This window comes from Methanosarcina spelaei (assembly GCF_002287235.1).
Classification (GTDB): Archaea; Halobacteriota; Methanosarcinia; order Methanosarcinales; family Methanosarcinaceae; genus Methanosarcina; species Methanosarcina spelaei.
Genome location: NZ_LMVP01000544.1, coordinates 1 through 19,036, shown reverse-complemented (window position 1 = coordinate 19,036; position 19,036 = coordinate 1). Strand labels below are relative to the sequence as shown.

Sequence of the window (19,036 nt, the reverse complement as noted above, 5' to 3'; positions counted from 1 at the left end):
CTACAGCGGACATACCCCGTTGCTTGCAGCGGGGTGCGCCAGCGCAACTTTGATTCAAAAAACTTTTTATAAATCTTATTCATAACGAAATCTATAAAGTAATTTACTGAATTAGTAAAGGTTCTGCATTAGTACAAGTTACTGCAATACTCAAGCAGGATTTCAGGGTCCCATTGCTTATTCTTTTGATTAAGTTCTATTGCTTTATTTTCCTTTTTTGAAATACAGTTTTTTTCGACCTGAAAATGGAATTCAGGATCTTTTTTTATAAGTTGTAAAAGGAAAAATAGATAGCCTCTTCTCTTCAAACTCTGAGTGCAGGGCTTTTATTTCGGTCTGAGGAACTTTCAGAAGCAGGCTTAGCTCTTCAAAGTTTTTTCCTTTGTCAAGTTCCGTCAAAATGTGAGCCTGTTTTCCGTATATGTTTTTTTGGTCTGCAAGCTGTGCACAAAAAGCTCTTTCTCTCAGGCTAAGGAAAGTTTTTTCAGGAATTTCTTCCATGAAAAGAAAGGCTCTTTCGAACTTGGAAAAACGACTTTCTACCAGGTTGTAATGCTTGATCAGGAAAAGCCGGATATTTTCAAGATCTTCCGAACTTCCTTCGCTTTTAAGCTCAACTTCAAACTCGTTATAATTCTTTTCCCTGCCTTTACTTTTCAAGTTCACGCGGTCCAGGTAAGTCTCAGCTATAATTCTGTTTTCCATTTTTACCTGACGTATCACCCTTTTTTGCTTAAGGGATAGCAGTGGAAAAAGGTCAAATCCTGCTGTAAATTCAAAAATCAGTTCTCTAATATGGGGATCAGGGCATTTTAACACTGAGGCCCCTTCAGGCAGAAAACTTACATACTCTTCTCGCCTGTGAGTCCCGCCTTTAAAACCTCCCAGGCTTTTAACGGTTACCCAGCTTCCCTCTTCCCCAGATGATTTCCTGACACGCAGATAGTAACCAGAAGCCATAATAGCCCGGTTCTCAGTATCAAAGAAAATGTCCTCATTTAACTGAATTTTCGCTTCAGAAAGAGAGTGTGAAGCAAGCTCTGAAAGGCTTTCCAGGGCCTGAAAATCCGCTTCTTTGGTTACCAGAAATTTAGATTCAATCTCCATACTTTTTTCTCCTGCCCAAGCTCCCAATTCTTTTCTTCAACGTCTTACCATAATCCTTTTTTCAAAAGGCTTGATCGAAAACTTTTTCCAGCAGCTGCGTGACCAACTAGACTATTTTATAAACATAGATGCTGAATTTCTACCTTTCCAGCCCTTCCTTGTTTCCTATTATTAAAAGATTATAATTAAGTTAAATGTATAGATAAAAGATTATAATTAAGTTAAATGTATAAATAAAAGATTATAATTAAGTTAAATGTATAAATATATGTCCAAAAATACAGTTAAACTAGTTGGGACGTGATGAGTTACAAGATTTTTGCAGAGATATTTTTAAACTATTTTCTGAGTCGTCTTTATATAATTACTGTTCAAATGTTTATAAATAAATCTACTATTATTATTTTCATCTGTTATAACTAATCAATAATATTATTAGCTCGTATTAACAGTGTGTACATTAGCTCTTATTAATAGTGTGTAATATAACTAGTATTAATAGTTCATTATTTTTTGGCTGATAATGGTTCTATTAAGTAACAATTCAAAAAAGCTAAATGCAGTAAAACATATCTACTAAAAATTTAGAAAAAACATTTGGGGATATGCTCAATTATTCCTGCCTTTGTAACTCGATAAGCCAGGTTCCGACTAAATGTACTTTCACATCCCCGGATTTTCATATTACTGATCTTTCAATATTATCGATCTTTCAATATTATCGAGCTTTCAATTATGATGATAACAGTAATAACCTCTGGAGTAACTTCCTTTGACAGGTAATGACATACTACTCTGGGATGAGACCCTATTTAAGGATCCGTCTGTGCTTGAGCCTGACTATCTCCCTGAATATTTTCCTCACAGGGAGTCACAATTGAACGGAATCAGATTCGCACTCAAGCCAGCCCTTCGCGGTATGCGGCCTTTGAATTGTTTACTTGTGGGTCCTCCAGGAACAGGAAAGACCAGTGCAGTTATGAAGGTATTCGGGGAAGTTGAAGCCCATGCACCCAGTGTCGTTACTGTTAAAGTCAACTGTCAGATTGATTCCACACGTTTTGCAGTAATGTCCAGGATTTACAGAAAGCTTTTTGGAATTTCTCCTCCCAACTCGGGAATTGCATTCCGGAAAATCTTTGAAACCGTTGTTAATTTTCTTGTTTCTTCGGAGAAAGTTCTGCTTGTTGCTCTGGATGACCTCAATTATCTTTGCTATGAAGGGCATGCCAATGAAGTAATGTACTCGCTTTTAAGGGCACATGAGCAGTACCCCGGAACAAAGATCGGGATAATCGGGATCGTAAATGATGCCTCGGATCTCTATTGCCTGGATTCCAGGGTGAATTCGGTGTTCCTGCCTGAAGACATTCCTTTCCCGAGATACGGCAGTACTGAAATTCTTGATATTCTTAAAGACCGGGTAAAATACGGCTTTTATCCGAAGGTGATTTCTGACGAGTTACTTGAACTCGTAGTATCGTATGTAGAAAGGACAGGAGACCTCAGGGTTGGAATTGACCTTCTCAAACGTTCAGGTTTCAATGCCGAACGCAGGGGAAGCCGAACAATTTCTTCGGAAGATGTGGAAAAAGCTTATGAAGCGTCCAAACTGCTTCATCTATGCAGGGGTATAAACCTCCTGTCAGGTCCTGAAAAGCACCTGCTTGAGCTAATAGCAAAAAGAGGAGAAGTCCAGGCAGGTGAACTTTACAAGTCCTTCCATGAATTAACTCAGCTTGGATATACTCGCTTTTATGGGATTGTCAACAAGCTCCAGGTGCTCAACTACATTGATGCGGACTTTACCGGCAAGGGTCAGAGAGGCAGGACAAGAATTATAAAAACAAAATTCAGGGCTGAGGACATTCTTAATTGTCTTGAAAAAAAATGAGTAAAAAGTCCTATAAAAACCAGGTAAGGAATTCTACGTTTCAGAACTGAAAAACCTGAAAATAATCTAAATAACCTTAAAAATAGACTACTAATATTGAAAAAGTCTGAAAAAAGAGATTTGCATGGAGATTCACATTGACTTCCGGTGAGAGGCCGGAACAAAATTTTTTCAGACTTCGGTTTTTAAGGACTAAAAGGATGGCACGGAGTGAAAACCGTGCTTTTTCCTGTTATCCCCAAATGGTTTTTATTCTTCTCCGGATTACATCATTGGAGGCATTCCGCCCATTCCCCCCATTCCTGGGGGCATTCCGCCCATCCCACCCATTTCTTCAGGGCCTGGGGCTGCACGGGTAGAAGCTATAATATCGTCGATCCTGAGGATCATAACTGCAGACTCGGTGGCTGCGTTAATAACCTGGGTCTTGACTCTAAGAGGCTCAACTACAAAGTTCTTCCACATGTCAATGACCTTGCCTTCAAAAACATCGAGTCCTGCTGTCTTTACACCCTTTTCATGCTGAGAACGAAGCTCCATGAGCATGTCAATGGGGTCAAGCCCTGCATTTTCTGCAAGAGTCCTCGGAATAACTTCGAGAGCTTCGGCATAGGCTTTGACTGCAAGCTGTTCTCTGCCTTCAAGGGTTGCTGCGTATTCCTGGAGCCTGAGTGCAACCTCAACTTCAGGGGAACCGCCGCCTGCAACAAGCTTTCCGTCCTCGATTGCAACTCCAACCACACGAAGTGCATCCTCAAGAGCGCTGGTGATACTGTCAACTACATGCTCTGTGCCGCCGCGCAGTAGGATTGTTACAGCCTTCGGGTTGTCGCAGCCTGTGACAAAGGTCATGCTGTCGCCGCCAACCTTCTTCTCTTCGACGAGGCCTGCATATCCGAGGTCTTCGGGAGTAATTTCATCCATGTTAGTGATGAGTTTGCCGCCTGTTGCTCTTGCGAGCTTTTCCATGTCGCTCTTTTTAACTCTGCGGACAGCAAAGATACCTGCTTTTGCAAGGTAGTGCTGGGCGAGGTCTTCAATTCCTTTCTGACAGAAAACAACACTTGCTCCGCTGCCGATAACTTTCTGAACAATCTTCTTGAGCATCTGCTCTTCCTGGTCAAGGAAGGACTGGAGCTGGTCAGGAGAGGTTATAGAAATTTCAGCATCTACTTCGGTATCCTTGAGTTCGATTGCGCTGTTGAGAAGAAGGATTTTTGCATCCTTGATTTTTTCAGGCATATTGGGGTGGATTCTCTCTTTGTCAATGATCATGCCCCGAATAAGCTCGGAATCTTCTACCCTGCCGCCGACTTTCTTAACAACATTGATGTTGTCTCTGTCAACAGAATTCTTTCCGTTTGTGTCCACAACGCTTGTTACAGCATCTACGGCAATCCCTGAGAGGAGCTTTTTGGAGGACTCTGCACCCTTTCCAGTCATTGCGGTTTCAGCAATGCTGACAAGCAGGTCACGGTTGGACATTTCTACTGTCATTGCAAGGGAGTTCAGGACTTCTACGGCTTTTTCGGCTGCGAGCCTGTACCCTGATGCGATAATTGTCGGGTGGATTTCCTGCTCGATTAAGTCTTCTGCTTTCTTTAAGAGTTCACCTGCGACCACGGCTGCACTGGTAGTGCCGTCTCCGACTTCTTCATCCTGGGTCTTGGCTACTTCTACTACCATCTTTGCTGCAGGGTGTTCGATGTCCATTTCTTTGAGGATGGTTGCCCCGTCGTTTGTAATAACCACATCACCCATGGAGTCCACGAGCATTTTGTCCATGCCCTTGGGACCAAGGGTTGTTCTTACGGCTTCGGCTACTGCCTTTGCAGCCATGATATTGTTACTCTGGGCATCTCTGCCTCTGGTTCGCTTACTTCCTTCTTTTAAAATGAATATTGGCTGTCCTGCCATGACTTAATCCTCCATTAGTATGAGTTTGAAATAGTTCTGCAATTAAAATCGCATTTTACATGTTTGTACTTCTATATAAACTCATCCCACTGTTAGCTCTGGATAATAGGGATTTTACCTATTTTCTTCTCTTAAATAAAACAAAAGAGAAACCAATTTCCTGATTGCTTTTAATGGAAAAAAACGCATGCTTTTCGGTTGCAGATTTTTTGAAAAAAGGAGTTCTAAAAGAGAGTTTACTTACCAGTTTCGGAATTCGGTTTTTCCTGGTTTTGGAAAGACTGGTTAGTCTATAAAAATACATAATTTCAAAGTACATAGTTTCAAAGTACATAGTTTCAAAATACATAGTTTCAAAATTTTTTGTTATCTCGGAAACCAGAAAAATGATTGCAATTATCTTTCTTACTCTCGTGTTTTAGGAAGTTTTGAGATCGTCACTTCGATCTCAGCCGTTTTTTCAAAAGAAAGTCCAAGGGGAACCTCAGAATCTTCGTATCCACTATGCTTCCTTGATCCCTTGCATCCGAAAGATAGGCCCATACCCTGCCTGTAAGCAAGTACGGTACAATCTCCGCATACTGAAGCTGCACCCATTGTATCCAGAACTGCCCTTTTTCCTTCGGAATATGCACTGGCCTGAATAATGCGCATAGCTTTTTCGGGCTTCAGGAAAAGAATCAGCACATCAAAGCCGCCTTTATTAAGGGACAGGGGCTCGATTTTTATAAAGCAAAACTTCTTTTTCAATCTTGGGAGCGATAAGGCTGCATTTTCCGCAGCCTGCGAGTCTTTATATCTTCCGGAATTCAAGTAGTATGTAGCAGGGCTCTTTTCAGAAAAGCCCAGAATATAATCTCCAGGAGAACAACTCTGCCCCGAAATAAGAAACGCTTCTCCCATACGCGCTTTCTGCACAATTTCGCAAAAAAGAAAATGGGATTTTTCAGGAGATCTTTTGTCTCCTGTATCAACTACTATATCCTCGTTTTTTCCCTCAATACCTTTTTCAATTTCAATTTCGCTGCCGATTTTTCGCTCAACTCTACACTCGACTTTGCTATTAACTTTATACCCGCTTTCGTATCCTGTTTCAAAGGTTACGCACACAGGTTCACCAGCTTCCATTAGCCGGCTTAATTCCGGATATGTTGAAAAAGGGCTTTTTTGAGCAGTTTGCATGCAGCATACTCCTTTTTTCTGGCTTTCACATAAATTCAGCTTTTACAGATGTGAAAACCGGGCCTCTCATATCTATTTTTTTGTTTTTACCTGTAATATAACGCTGGGCAATAGAGCCTATTCTCAGGTTAATTTCCGAAGGAACTTTGGTAATTCTTACTCTTACTATATGCTCAGTTGCTCCTGACAGGGCAGCTTCTTCAATTTCCCTGGCAGCCTGGGCTGCAAATGCTTCTATAAAGCGAATTCCTGCCTTCGCAGAATGGTTTTCAAAGGCTTTTTGCCATTTCTTGGTATTCGGAATACCCATGATATCTCCCTGATAGGCTACAACCTCATTAAAAGCTGCAGGTCCGCAGAGCTTTGTATTTTCTTCCGGCTCGATTACGGAAACCTTTACTTTCCTACCAAAAACTTCTCCTTCCCAGGCAGGGAATTCGCAGGGACTTGGTTCTTCTCCATGCAGTTCACACTGGGAAACAATGGAAGCTGCAATTTCAAGTCCTTCAGGAGTTTCGGGTGCCTTATCTACGAAAACTTGTTTTGCAAGTTCACCATCTGACATTTCCCATTCGGTATACTGCGGAATCTGTGGGTAGGTAAGAGAACGGATATCAGGGGCATCGTGAAGAATCATTGCCAGCCTTTCTACTCCGAGCCCGAGGTTCATTACAGGGTACGGGATATCATATTGGGCAAGCGCTGTTGGGGAGTAAATTCCAAAAGTTGCAATCTCTATCCAGCCGTCAGAGTATTTTGAATTGGAGCCCACAAGTTTCGGGTGGAAGGCAAATACCTCGGTCTGTGTGTCAGGAATATAGTATTTGCTGCGTTTCTCATCAGGCCTGAAAAGGAATTTTTCAAATCCAAACTGAGAAAGGAGTCCTTCTGAAACGGCTTTCCCGTGGTCAACAGTCACATCTTCATCCAGAATTACGCAGGAAGCCGAATAATAGGTCATGAGTCTTGAGGCATCCTCCTGCTGCTCTCTCCTGAAACAGCGATCCACAGAGAAGAAGTGGAAGGGAGGCTCCTGTCTTTCGAGGAGAGCACCGAGCGAAATAAACCAGCCGCTTGTCATGTGGCTGCGGAGTGTCTTTGTGCTCGCCTGGGGTACAAGCTCTTTAAATTCCGGGAAAACTTTATCGATCATATCTGCAACAAGGGCATCCGAAATTCCAAGTACTGCTGAAATCTCGGGTACAAGGTCATCTCCTTCTATCTTTCCCTTTTTGTACGAATGGAGAACCTGCCTTATCTTTTCGACTCCTTCATCGCCTATATCCCCGAGAATCTCTTTTACCTCTGCGGTGCGCTCGTCGGAAATTCCAACGTTTGGCCTTGGCAGGCCTGCAAGATAAAAACAGCGATCCAGGACTGCAAGAGCTTCGCTTCCGAACTGTTTGTGTACCTCTTTATCATCCACTATTAGAGGGTTCATCATCTCTTCAAAGCCCATTCTTAAATAGGCTTCTCTAAGTTTCTGGATTGTATCGTAAACGGGATGGGCTTTTCCATATCTCAGAGTCATCCTGGGATAACGTTCATTCAGGGTAGGTGTCCTGACCAGCTTTTTGCCCTCGTTCCAGGTAAGGTCAAAGTTCTCTTTAGCGTCTCTTTTTATTTTTTCTGGATCAAATTTCATGCATATCCTCTTGTAATAGATTATTGGAATTCTAGATTATTGGAGTTCTGAGTCTGCCAACTATAGTTATAAGCTGTTAAATTCAATTCTAAGCTTTTTAAGTGCGATTATAAACTGTCAACTTTACTGTTAAGACTGGAAAGCGTGATTATAGTTCTCAACCTTAATTCTAGGTCTGTCAAATTTAATTCTGCATTGATTAACTTTTGAATTCCAGATTCCAAAGTTTAAACAGTTAAACTGTCGGACAGACAGATAATCGTTAAATAATCAGTTGATTAATAGTTACCAGGTGAACTGTATATTAGTGGATTGCACTTTACGATCAATTTTAGTTTTGCAGTTTAAAAAGTGCTGACTTGCTCAATATTTAAGCATTCTTTTGTCTAAGGTTAAAGTTTGGATTCCAGATTTCGCATCGCAGTTTCAAGCTTTTTCTGACCAATTGCGTTAACAACATCACCCCGCGTCTTTTCTATTAAGGAGCGGGATATGTCGGTTTTTCGCCTCAGTCCTCCGGTTATGGCATCAGGGTAGTCAAAGTCCATAAGTGCTGCATGGATATTTTCCATGATACCTAAAAACACTTCGGCTTTCTCAAAGGACTCTTTCCTTATGAGGTCCAGAACATGCCTCCTAAGCTCTCCGACAACATCTCCAAGCCCATTAAGGTAAGCTGCATATTCGACTCTTAACTCTTCAGGGGAGGGAAGTTTTCCTCCTTCTTCTTTCAGCAGGCTACTGAGGACTGAAACCTCCGAATACTCCTGCTGAGCATGTTCTACAAAACCTGCATGATAAATGTCAGCATGCCCTTTGAAAAGAACCTCAAGTTTCTCAAGCGCGTGTCCTGCGGTTTTGATGTTTTTATCTGCCTTTTCGAAGTCCTGACTGTGTAGAGCAAATGATGCTGTCCTGCATTCTCTGACAACTTCTCGGGAAATCTTCAATCCTTCTTCCCTTATACTGTCCTTGGCCTCAAAATTTTCTCTTATCCGGGCCGAGATTTCTTCAAGCAAGATTTTCATACCCCCTTTTACGTTTCTTAGCTTTTTAAACGATTGGCTTTCCTGCCTAAAAACTAATTTTAATTTAAAACTAAAATGTTCTTATATACTTTCTATTTGTTTTTCAGAGTTATACAGTTTCATTTAATAAGTTCTCTTTAAATATCTATTATCTGTGTATAAATTTTTTCTTGTTATGCTGAGTTTAGAATCCTTTAAATCTTTCTCTTTTATAGTCTGAGTTAGATCTAAGTTTGAAACTCCATCAATTTTTATCTTTCTTCTATCATTTTTTCATTTGATCTCCAGTTCCCTGGAAAATATATAAAAAAGAAGGAAAAAGGCTTTTTCCTTGTCGATATCCTCTAACTTCCAGAAGACAATTCCAAAAGCGGCTAGAGGTAACTAATAGAATAGTAAGGTTATTACCTTTTGGTTCTTTTTTTAGAATTAGTCAGAGTTAGGGATTTTTTAGTAGGATCATCTCAAGAGATGCTTTTCTCGGAGCTTATCTATTCCAAGCCTGTGCTCCAGCATAAATTCTATTTTTATATTTTAAGAGCTATGTATTTTACGTCTTTATAGCTGTGTTTTTCATCTTTATAGCTGTGTTTTACGTCTTTATAGCTGTGTTTTACGTCTTTATAGCTGTGTTTTACGTCTTTATAGCTGTGTTTTACGTCTTTATAGCTGTGTTTTACGTCTTTATAGCTGTGTTTTACGTCTGTATTATTCATCCACAGGAATGGTCTCGAGCTGGCTTGAGAGATTCCATATTAAAGTCCTTGTGTGCAGAGGAAGGTTGGGATCATTGCTTATATCTTCGAGAATGGAAATACTTGATGCCGCTCTAAGAAAGAGAGGTTCGGATTCGTTGTTCAGTATGTCCATAATTTCATTTACGGAACGCCTGATATTTCTAGGAACTGAGGAGTCACTGGTTATACTTTCTAGGACCTGAAGACATTGTTTTATAACTTCTGCTGAATCATTTGATGACATTCGAATCACCTTCGCAGTCAATTATGATATAAAAATTAGAGCTAATATAGCTAATATAGTATAGACTAGTCTAAGATAGGCTTGTTATATAAAATATTATCGGTGATTTTAAATGTTACTCTCTTCAGAGTCTACTCATTGTGATTCGGTCTTAGTTTCCTTTTTCTAATTTACACAGGACAAATTAGTTTCATAATACAGCGAGCTATAGGAAAAATTTAATAAAATAAGTGAGAAGCAAATGTAAAAGAAACTGTGAACAAAGGAAGGTCAGAACTATGGACTCCGAAAAAGATAAAAAAGTAAAGCGAATAGCCCGTTTCCTTGAACTGGGAGGTACAATGCTTGCTGAGCATTGTAAAGTCTGCGGGGCCCCAAAATTCCGTTATCAGGGTAGAGTAATCTGCCCTATATGTGATGTCCAGGAAGAAAAAGAAACTTCGGAACCAGCTGCAGAAGTCCAGGCTCCCGAACCCAGGCCGTCTACAGAAAAAGATAACTCTTCTCTTGAAACTAAAAAGAGAGTCCAGGCACACAGACAAAAACCCAGGTTCGGGCTGAGAACCTCTGAAACTGCCGAAGAAGAGGAAAAAGCTATAGATTCAGTAGAAAAGGATATTCCCGTATTACCTTCTGAAAAAGAAGAAGCAGGAAGGAAATACCCTGCAGCTTCTAGAGGTTCTACTGTTCCTAGAAGTTCTGCAGTTTCCAGAAGTTCTGCAGTTTCTTCACCTGGAGGCCCTGCAGCTCCTGTAAAAGCTGCACCCTCTGAAAAAGCAGAAAAACTGGCAGCAGTATCAAAGGTAGCCGGAGTCCATAGCGACCGGAAGGCACTGGAAGATCTTCTCTTTAGAAAGATGGTCAACATTGCACATTGCCTTGAGGATGAAACAGACCCGCGTAGGATCTCTGAGGATTTAGAATTAATTGGAAAAGGGCTTGGGCTTATAGAACGCCTGAGGCAATTATAAAGGTATGAGTAAAGTAAGAGTAAATATAAAAGAAAGAGAAGAAGGACGGAGAGAAGGAGAAGCATAGAGAAATTTGACTTTTCTTCATTACTTTTTTTCATTACTTATCCTTTATAAGGAGTTTCAAGGAGCTCTCTAATTTTTGCTGCTCTTTTTGGCCCTATTAATTTTACTTTCTTTAGTTCTTTGGCATTAGATTTCATAATAGCTTCCACTGAGCCGAAGTGCAAAAGAAGGTTTCTTGCAGCTTTCGGCCCGATGTCTGCGATCGCAGATACCAGGTATTCCTGCTGCTCAGTAAGGGTACTGGTTGACTTTTTTCCGTGGGGATTGACTTCACGTTTATTTTCCATTTGCTCACGCTTTGCAAGCATTTTTAAAATTGCTGCAGTCTCCTCCTCATCTCTTGAATATAACAGTGATACTCCAAAATCGATTGCAATAGATACCAGAGAGCCATAAATAGCATTAGGATTAATTTGCCTGGAAGTAAAAAGTTCTGTTCCTTCAATGATAAGAACAGGCTTTTCATATACTCTTGTAAGATTCGATAATTGTGCAAAAAGATTACGTTTCCCGTCAACAAGGGAGTTTACAAAGTCATCCGTGCGCTTTCTCTCTACGGCAAGGCGGTCGCTAACAACGTAATCACCAATTTCAAGAGTGGTAAAAATAACTTCTACTCCAAGCTTATCAAGAGTATTAGCAACCCCACTTTTTGCTTCCCTGTAGTCCACTACCATTTTCAGGGATTCGGGACTGATTCCTATTTCAGATAACTCCGTAGCAACTTCAGGTGCGTATTCCTTTTTCTTTCCGGAAAGAGTTTCAAAATAAACAAAGGTTTTTTGTCCTTCTTTTACGTTTTCTTCCCTGTTTTTTTCTTCTCTGCTTCTTTCTTCTCTACTTCTTTCTTCTCTACTTCTTTCTTCTCTACTTCTTTCTTCTCTGTTTTTTTCTTTATTCTTTTGTTCTTCCCCTATTTCTCTTTCTTTCCAACTCCTATTCTCTTTTCTTTCTTCTTTCCCGACTCCACAGTTATCTTCGTTGATTTCTTCACTCACCCTGTTGCGGTCTGAGCCTGCAGTAGCCATATCACTGCTGTCTATAGTTAAACCTAAACTCCCACGGTCTAAAGTTAAATATTTAACATCTACAGCCTTGCCCTCAATGTCTGCAAAACTACTGCTATCTATAGCTCTGTTCCTGCTATCCATAAAAAAGCTGCTTTCTATAGTCTTGTCCCCGCTATCTACAAAACCACTGGTATTTACAGCCAGATTACTGCTTTCCTGCACTGGACCTTTATTTTCCCGCGATATATTAGCATTTTTGAATCTGTTATTTATTTTAGTCTCGTTTTCAGCTTTATTTTGCGTATAATTTGGAATAAAAGCTTCTGACTCAAAGTCTGAAAGTTTCAAACTCTGCTTTGAGTTTTTAGGCTCAAGAAGGGCTTCAAGTCCGTGCATGCTATTTAACATTCTTTTTTCCTTGCTCTTACTGCTCCAGTAATATGCTTCGTCACGTGTACCCTTTGTCACAAGTATAATGACTCTGCCTTTATGCTGCCTGCCTGTCCTGCCTTTACGCTGGATGCTCCGAATTTCCGAGGGAATGGGTTCGTAGAATAATACCAGATCCGTGGAAGGAATATCAAGTCCTTCTTCGGCAACTGAGGTAGCTACAAGTACGTTATATTCTCCTGCCCTGAATTTATCAAGAACTTCTACCTGTTGTTTTTGCGTAAGCCCTTTATCCTTACGGCGCGAGGCCTGTCCCACAAAACGGATAGGGACAATTCCTGGAACTCCTGATAGGGCATTTACTACTATCTCTGCTGTGTCCCTATAATTCGTAAAAACAATTACTCTGGAATCAGGACTTCCTTTTAGCTGTTCGAATACGAGTTTCCGCGCAAGCTCGAGTTTAGGATGTTCGACCTCACATTCCTTTACTCTGTAAAGGGTTTTTCTCATATAGAGATCGTCCATCAGTCTTTTTGAAGCCTTGCTTGCACTGCTTGAAGAAGCTTCAGCGTCAAGTTTCTCCAGGTACTTCCTGAGAGGCCCAAGCCCCTGGGTCTCAACCATTTCCACAGCATGGTTTACCTTTACCATTTCGGCAAGCACAGAGATGGCAGTAAAAACTGCAGGATCTCCTCCTACCCGGATTTCACCCTGCAATTTCTTCTGGAAAAGCAAGAGATCCTTTTTGGAAACATATTTCCCGCTGCCTGGAGAAAAACCCAGGCCTCTTATGGTTCCGAGCCGGTCATCAAAGATTTTTTCCAGATGACCCCGGATTTCAGCCATTTCTGAAGGAAGATGGACCTGAAACCATTCTATCTCTTTTTCCTGCACATAAGGACGGACATCCCTGTCTTTTTCAGTTTTCACGGAGACATTTTCAACATGTAAAGCCTGGCAGACCTCCGAGATTTTCTCATCCGAACTGCCTGGACTTGCAGTAATTCCGAGCACGTGAGGATTCTTTGCGCTCTCGAAGTACTTTTCCGCAATAAAAGTATAAGCGTAATTTCCGACTGCCCTGTGGGCTTCGTCAAAGGTTATGTGGCTTACATCCTCAAGGCTGATTCGTTTTGTAAGAAGGTCGTTTTCAATCACCTGAGGTGTGGAAACTATGACCTTCCCCTGGGCCCAGAGTTTTTCCCGCTCTGCAGGCGCAATGCTGCCCGTAAATGTCAGAACTTCTTCTTCGGGAAGAGCCATCACATTTTTGAAAAAACTGGCATGCTGCTCTACAAGTGGTTTTGTTGGGGAAAGAATCAGGACTTTTCCTCCAAAACGCTGAAGCCTGGAAACAATTACAAAAAGAGCTATAATGGTTTTTCCAAGCCCCGTAGGAAGGACAACAAGGCTTGAGCCTTCCAGGGCCTTTCCTGCAAGATTCAACTGATAGAGCCTCTGCTCAACGGTATCGGGTTTTATCAACGGGTGCTTCATGAACCCAGGTTTTTCAGGAAAAAGACTCTCGTTCATTCTGCTTCAGGATAGTTCATTTCAGATAAATTAATTTCATATTTTCAGGTAATTGTAATTTTCAGGTAATTGTAATAAGCATAAAAAACTAAAAACTTTGCTGCAGGCTTTTTAGCCCACAGCTCAGGAACGATCGGTTTTTTAATTTTAGAAGTTAAAAGTCTTGCCCGCGGATTCGAAAGCTCTACCTCTGTAAATAAGCTCATAGAGTGTGTTCTCGATCCCCTGGATCGGAGCCCTGATCTGACGCATGGAGTCTCTGTCCCTGATAGTTACAGTTCCGTCTTTAAGGGTATCGTAATCTACAGTAACGCAGTAAGGCGTTCCTATTTCGTCGTTTCTCCTGTAGCGACGCCCGATGGTTCCGGAATCATCATAATTGACAAGCAGGGTTTTTTCCCTGAGTTTTGCAATGATATCCTTTGCAGGGTCTGCAAGTTCTTTTCGGGTCAAAAGCGGAAGGACTGCAACCTGTACCGGAGCAACCGCACTTGTGAAGTGCATGACAAGGCGAGCTTCCTCTTCTCCCTCAGCTTCACCTTCGTCCTTTCCTGCTTCGAATTCCTTTTCAGCTTCTTCTGCGCCTTTAAGCCCGGACTCGGCGACCTTCTGAGCCACGTTTTCTTCGTCATAGGCGTGTTCCATGATACCGTAGAAAATTCTGTCGATTCCATAGGAAGGTTCGATTACGTGAGGGATGACGTTTTCTCCGCTGATTTTAACGGTTTCTTCCGCAAAGTCCACTGCATCCGAACCCACTGTCAACTCTTCTCCTTCCACGGTAACTTTGATCTCATCCTTTGAGAGCTCTTCTTCGGAAAGCTGTTTTAAGGCATCGGCTACAGCTTTTGCCTTGCCCTTAAAGACAGGTCCGAGTTTTCCCATGTTCGGCTTTACAACAAAGCGAGTTACCATTTTTGGCTCATCATATTCGACATACACGTAAAGCTCGGTCTTGCTGACTCTTGCATGAGCTTTAAGGTCGTAGTCCGTCCTGTCGGCAATTCCAACGATTTCGACCCAGCCGAACCGTTCGGTCTCGATTTCGGCGTCCCAGCAGTCGATTGCGTAATGCGCCATCTCATCGGTTAGGTGCTGTCTGAACCTTAGTTTTGCAGGATCAATTCCAACCTTTGTCAAGAACTCGTTAGTAAGTGCAATATTGTAGCCCAGGACTTCGTGTGCAATGACTCCAGCTTTCACGGCTTCCCTCACAGTCATCCTGAAAGATTCGCCTTTCTCCTGTGCCTTCTGCGAATAGAGTACAAGTTCTTTGTCTGCAAAACGCTCGAAGTTGGGGTGCTTCTTGTTGCGCGGGTCAACGAAAATCTCGCACTCGGCCTGTGTGAATTCCCTGAGCCGGATTACACCCTGCCTGGGTGCGATCTCGTTCCTATAAGACTTCCCTATCTGCACAGCCCCAAAAGGCAGCTTATCCCTGTAAAAGCGGGACAGCCTCTGGAAATCTACAAACATACCCTGCGCTGTTTCCGGCCTGAGGTACCCCTGCCTTCCAGTACCTGGTCCGATTGTGGTTTTGAACATCAGGTTAAATTCGTAAGCATCGCCGAATTCTCCACCGCATTCCGGACATCGAATTTCATTTTCTTTTATAACCCTGGTGAGCTCTTCTGCACTCAGGGTCCCTGCAGCTTCCATGACATTTTGTACAAGATGGTCAGCTCGGAATGCTTCTTTACAGTTCACGCACTCGCACAATGGGTCCGAAAAACCTCCAACGTGCCCGGACGCAATAAAGACTTCCTCAATCCCTATTGTCGGGCACTCAATCTCCATAAACCCTTCCTGGATAACGTAAAACTCTCTCCAGGTCTGCTCTATTCGCCTCTTCAGCGTGCTCCCAAGAGGCCCGTAATCATAAAATCCGCGGCTTCCGCCATACAGCTCAAAAGAGTTCCACAAGAACCCCCGGCGTTTAGCCAGCTCGAATACCTTCTCGTATTTGTCCATGTTATAAATCCTCGTGAAATTGATTGGGGAATATCAGGTAATTGTAAAGCCTTGATTCGTCCGAAATACTAGATGGATAAAGGTATCATTATATTAAATTTGCACTGCTCTAGAAAGTGAGTGGATTTTGAGTTATTAATGAACTAAACTTATAATATTTCTCAAGTTTAAGGAATTATAGTCAGCTTATAGATAAAATTCAAAAACGATTTATTTTTTATAGTCTCATTAATATATTTAATATTTTAATTTTATACAAAAGATTTAATGTCTATGAGAAATAGCCCGCAGTTAGATTTGAAGATGTTAGGGTAAAAGTGGATGTATATGTGCTCTTCACAGAACATCGATCGTTGAAAAGGTAGTAAAAAATCTGAATATTTAATTGGTGAAATGGCTCATGCATAAGGGGAGAATATTAGTTCAGCTATCTATAAATCATGCTATGAGTGATACTCAAAGAAATAACTTTAATAATAATTTACTTCTTTTATTCTCAACAGTTATACTCCAATAGATAAAAATCTTGTTGAGTTTTCAATAGTTTCGATTTGCTGTAGTTCCGAGTGACTACTCATACTAATTTATTATCTTCCTTTAATATTTCAAAAAATATTCTTCTTTCATCAATTATTACATTTCCGATAATCTATTATAAAAATTTCAGTATTGAAAAATCCTAAAGTGAAACTCGTGTGTAGTTTCTACTAACCGATTTTATACTTTTTCATATATTCTAGAATCTACCTCTTAATTGAGCGCGAAGCGCTCGATTTCTTTCCTTTAAGAGTTTGTTATACTAATGTGTCTATTTAAATTCACTATTTATTTATTGCAAATAGGTTGATTCTTTCTCCTGATCCTACATTGTCACGATATTGAAAGTTGGTTCTCTTCCCTGAAAATTATATTCAAAAACAGTAGATGTATCTTATTCCATTCATTCTAAATCTTCCTATTCAAAAAACACTAGCCGCAACTATGATTCTATAAATTTTTTGATCATAGTCTTCAACAATTGAACATTAAGGAATAATTGAGTACTTGAAAAGAACATCAAAAACAGTTAGTTTGACTATTTGGACAGAAAACTTATAAACTTTAATCCTAAAATAATATCCAAAGTTCAAATGTTAGTTTCGGTCATCTGAACTCCACAATACGTGCATGGAGACAAGATTATGCTTAAGCTTTGATAGTGTTTAAAGTTTGTGTAATCTTGCCTCTGGGATAAAGAGGTGAAATAATTGAAAACAAGTATAAAAATATTAGACAGAACGGTCTTCGCGGCAATGTTGCTGCTGAGCATAGTATTTGTACCTGCTGCAAGTGCTCAAACAAATGAAAATATGGGAATAAATGATGAATGTGATAATTTCAGTATAGAAAAAGAATATGGTGAACTATTCTTGGAAAGAATGGGTTATTCTATAAACTTGACTTCCCCAACACCTTTAAAAAATTTAGATAATGACATTGAAGCTGTTGCTTTTTCGATAAGCAATGAAGGATATATCATTATTAATGTGAATGATTTGTCTGTGCCTGAATTTTCAATGACAAACAAAAGTCCGTTTATCGTCGGGAATAAAAGTTACTACTACAATGGTCCTCTTGCTTATGTTGAAGCAGAAGAACTAAAAAACAGGGAAATCAAAACCAAGTACATTTACAAAAAGGAAAAAGTGAATAAATCTAAAAAACTCTTGGAACTGCAAGAAGCAGCTACATCAGCACAGAAGATACAGACACTATCGTCTACAGGCGGAAGTTTGAGTCATTCATTAAGGACTTGGGAAGATAGTTCCGTTTATTGTGGTCCAATTGCAGCTGGTATAACTCTCATATATTTTGATGATTACCATGATGACGATTTTGTTGATTCGAACTACGAAAACCAAGATGATCTATTAGATCTCATAACTGATGGGTATATACCAAATCAAGGAACGAGTACTTTAACCGTTACAAATGGATTGGACGATTATTTGGTAGATCGGAATCTCGATGATGATTACAGCGCAAAGTCCAGTTCTTCTTTTAGTTACAGTAAGATTCAGTCTCTCATCAATTCAAATAAACCTATAATTGTTGACACGGATAATCATCCAACATTTGGGGAGCACTGGATAATAGCACACGGATACTATGTACTCACAGTTCCATATGTTAATCCACAATATTATATTATAGTCAATAATGGATGGGGAGACAATAACGTCAATGTGCTTGTGGATAATTACATTGATGATATGGTATACATTGAGTAATAAAAAATTCTAAAGTGTGCACCAAAACATCTTTTTTGATTTTTTGTTTTAATTGACATTTAAGGATATAAGATCTGGCTAAATAGATATAGACAATTGAGGGTGCAAAATTTGGCTAAACAGATGAAGAAAATTGTGTTAATTTCGTGTTTTACTATAGTAGGTTTATTATTTTTCACGTTATTTTTCCCAAGTTTACATGAAAAAGATACAGGTCACAAAGTAACAAATGTTAGCTATGAGAATATCACTAGAATATCTATCAAACACGGACTAAATGGAGACTCAATTGAAGTAGAAAATAAAAGCCTAATAAATAATCTGATAAATTGTATCTCAGATTACTCGTTTACAAAAAAAGTTGAACAGGAAGATCTCAATGGATATCTGTACTCAATAGATTTTTTTAATGAAGATTCTCGGATATCAAGAATTATTATTGTAGATAATGAAACTGTTAATATTGATGGAGTATATTATAATTCCAAGAACTCACAAATTGACAAATATGTAAATAATCTTTTTTATGAGAATGCATCAACAAAGGAAAATAAAAGGTAATGTGCTAACTTTTCTATAAAACTATAAATCTTAACAAGTTGACAGTTGGAGAATCCAACATTAAAGAACTGAATTATGGACAGTACGCAAAAATTTGACTTTGAATTTACAGAAAATTTGTATCCTCTTCAAATTGAGTGGAAAGCTCTCAATTTCTGCTTATTGAGCTTTTTTCTCTGATTAGTTGAGCTAAAGATGGCATCTCAAATATACTGCTGACTCTATCACATATGTACTGATATGCACTTACATCCAGTTTCTTTGCTGTCTGAACAATCGTCATAAATGTGTCGTTTGCCTTTGTTCCTTCCTCTGTTATAGTTTGAAGGCTGACATCTCTTTTTCTGACCTTTGCTCTTGCTGCCAGTTCCGCTGCATTGTTATGCAGCGGAACCTCTGGCAAGACCAGAACCTTTAACAGCTGTTCCTTGTTCTCTTTTGTCTTAGCGATTCTTTCATCCAGCTTTTCATATCCTGTTTTGGTAGAAAACAACTGATCAAACTTAA

14 protein-coding genes are annotated in these 19,036 nt (G+C 40.1%); 4 read left to right on the top strand and 10 right to left on the bottom strand.

What is annotated here, in order from left to right; all coding sequences use genetic code 11:
* Positions 1-252: 252 nt before the first annotated feature.
* Positions 253-1,107 carry a CYTH domain-containing protein gene (locus ASJ81_RS20805; RefSeq protein ID WP_245860398.1) on the bottom strand — a complete coding sequence of 285 codons (855 nt, stop codon included), beginning with the start codon at positions 1,105-1,107 and terminating at the stop codon, positions 253-255.
* Between the two features lie 772 nt (positions 1,108-1,879).
* Between ASJ81_RS20805 and ASJ81_RS20800 the strand changes: the two genes are divergently transcribed.
* A complete protein-coding gene (locus tag ASJ81_RS20800; protein ID WP_095646034.1) occupies positions 1,880-3,001 on the top strand; it encodes an ORC1-type DNA replication protein in 1,122 nt (373 codons plus the stop codon).
* Between the two features lie 264 nt (positions 3,002-3,265).
* Here ASJ81_RS20800 and thsB read toward each other — a convergent pair whose 3' ends face one another.
* The 6 genes from thsB to ASJ81_RS20765 form a co-directional block, all read right to left on the bottom strand.
* Positions 3,266-4,918, bottom strand: coding sequence for a thermosome subunit beta (gene thsB / locus ASJ81_RS20795; protein WP_095646033.1), 1,653 nt, complete (start codon positions 4,916-4,918; stop codon positions 3,266-3,268).
* 405 nt (positions 4,919-5,323) lie between these two features.
* Positions 5,324-6,100, bottom strand: coding sequence for a DUF169 domain-containing protein (locus tag ASJ81_RS20785; RefSeq protein ID WP_095646031.1), 777 nt, complete (start codon positions 6,098-6,100; stop codon positions 5,324-5,326).
* A gap of 25 nt (positions 6,101-6,125) precedes the next feature.
* On the bottom strand, positions 6,126-7,745 hold the full coding sequence (gene sepS / locus ASJ81_RS20780) for an O-phosphoserine--tRNA ligase (RefSeq protein WP_095646030.1): 1,620 nt from the start codon (positions 7,743-7,745) through the stop codon (positions 6,126-6,128).
* Positions 7,746-8,137: 392 nt separating this feature from the next.
* A complete protein-coding gene (locus ASJ81_RS20775; protein ID WP_318638829.1) occupies positions 8,138-8,773 on the bottom strand; it encodes a haloacid dehalogenase in 636 nt (211 codons plus the stop codon).
* Positions 8,774-9,300: 527 nt separating this feature from the next.
* A complete protein-coding gene (locus ASJ81_RS20770) occupies positions 9,301-9,489 on the bottom strand; it encodes a hypothetical protein (protein WP_095646029.1) in 189 nt (62 codons plus the stop codon).
* Positions 9,482-9,754: a UPF0147 family protein gene (locus tag ASJ81_RS20765; protein WP_048109697.1), complete on the bottom strand. Its 273-nt coding sequence runs from the start codon at positions 9,752-9,754 to the stop codon at positions 9,482-9,484. The genes ASJ81_RS20770 and ASJ81_RS20765 overlap by 8 nt, the downstream gene beginning before the upstream one ends.
* A 278-nt stretch (positions 9,755-10,032) precedes the next feature.
* Here ASJ81_RS20765 and ASJ81_RS20760 point away from each other — a divergent pair, with 278 nt between their 5' ends.
* On the top strand, positions 10,033-10,725 hold the full coding sequence (locus tag ASJ81_RS20760) for an Sjogren's syndrome/scleroderma autoantigen 1 family protein (protein ID WP_095646028.1): 693 nt from the start codon (positions 10,033-10,035) through the stop codon (positions 10,723-10,725).
* A gap of 104 nt (positions 10,726-10,829) precedes the next feature.
* On the opposite strand, the gene ASJ81_RS20755 is transcribed toward ASJ81_RS20760, so the two are convergent.
* The gene (locus ASJ81_RS20755) at positions 10,830-13,727 is read right to left on the bottom strand and encodes a DEAD/DEAH box helicase (protein WP_095646027.1); all 2,898 of its coding nucleotides are present in this window, start codon (positions 13,725-13,727) and stop codon (positions 10,830-10,832) included.
* A 147-nt stretch (positions 13,728-13,874) separates the two neighbouring features.
* A complete protein-coding gene (gene glyS / locus ASJ81_RS20750) occupies positions 13,875-15,698 on the bottom strand; it encodes a glycine--tRNA ligase (protein ID WP_095646026.1) in 1,824 nt (607 codons plus the stop codon).
* A gap of 1,247 nt (positions 15,699-16,945) precedes the next feature.
* On the opposite strand from glyS, the gene ASJ81_RS20745 reads away from it, so the two are divergent.
* Positions 16,946-17,968, top strand: a complete 1,023-nt coding sequence (locus ASJ81_RS20745; RefSeq protein WP_095646025.1) for a hypothetical protein — start codon at positions 16,946-16,948, stop codon at positions 17,966-17,968.
* 111 nt (positions 17,969-18,079) lie between these two features.
* On the top strand, positions 18,080-18,529 hold the full coding sequence (locus ASJ81_RS20740; protein ID WP_095646024.1) for a hypothetical protein: 450 nt from the start codon (positions 18,080-18,082) through the stop codon (positions 18,527-18,529).
* Positions 18,530-18,677: 148 nt separating this feature from the next.
* Here the strand turns inward: ASJ81_RS20740 and ASJ81_RS20735 are convergent.
* Positions 18,678-19,036, bottom strand: a 359-nt coding sequence (locus ASJ81_RS20735) for an IS66 family transposase (RefSeq protein WP_212556126.1), incomplete at its 5' end; no start/stop codon positions are given.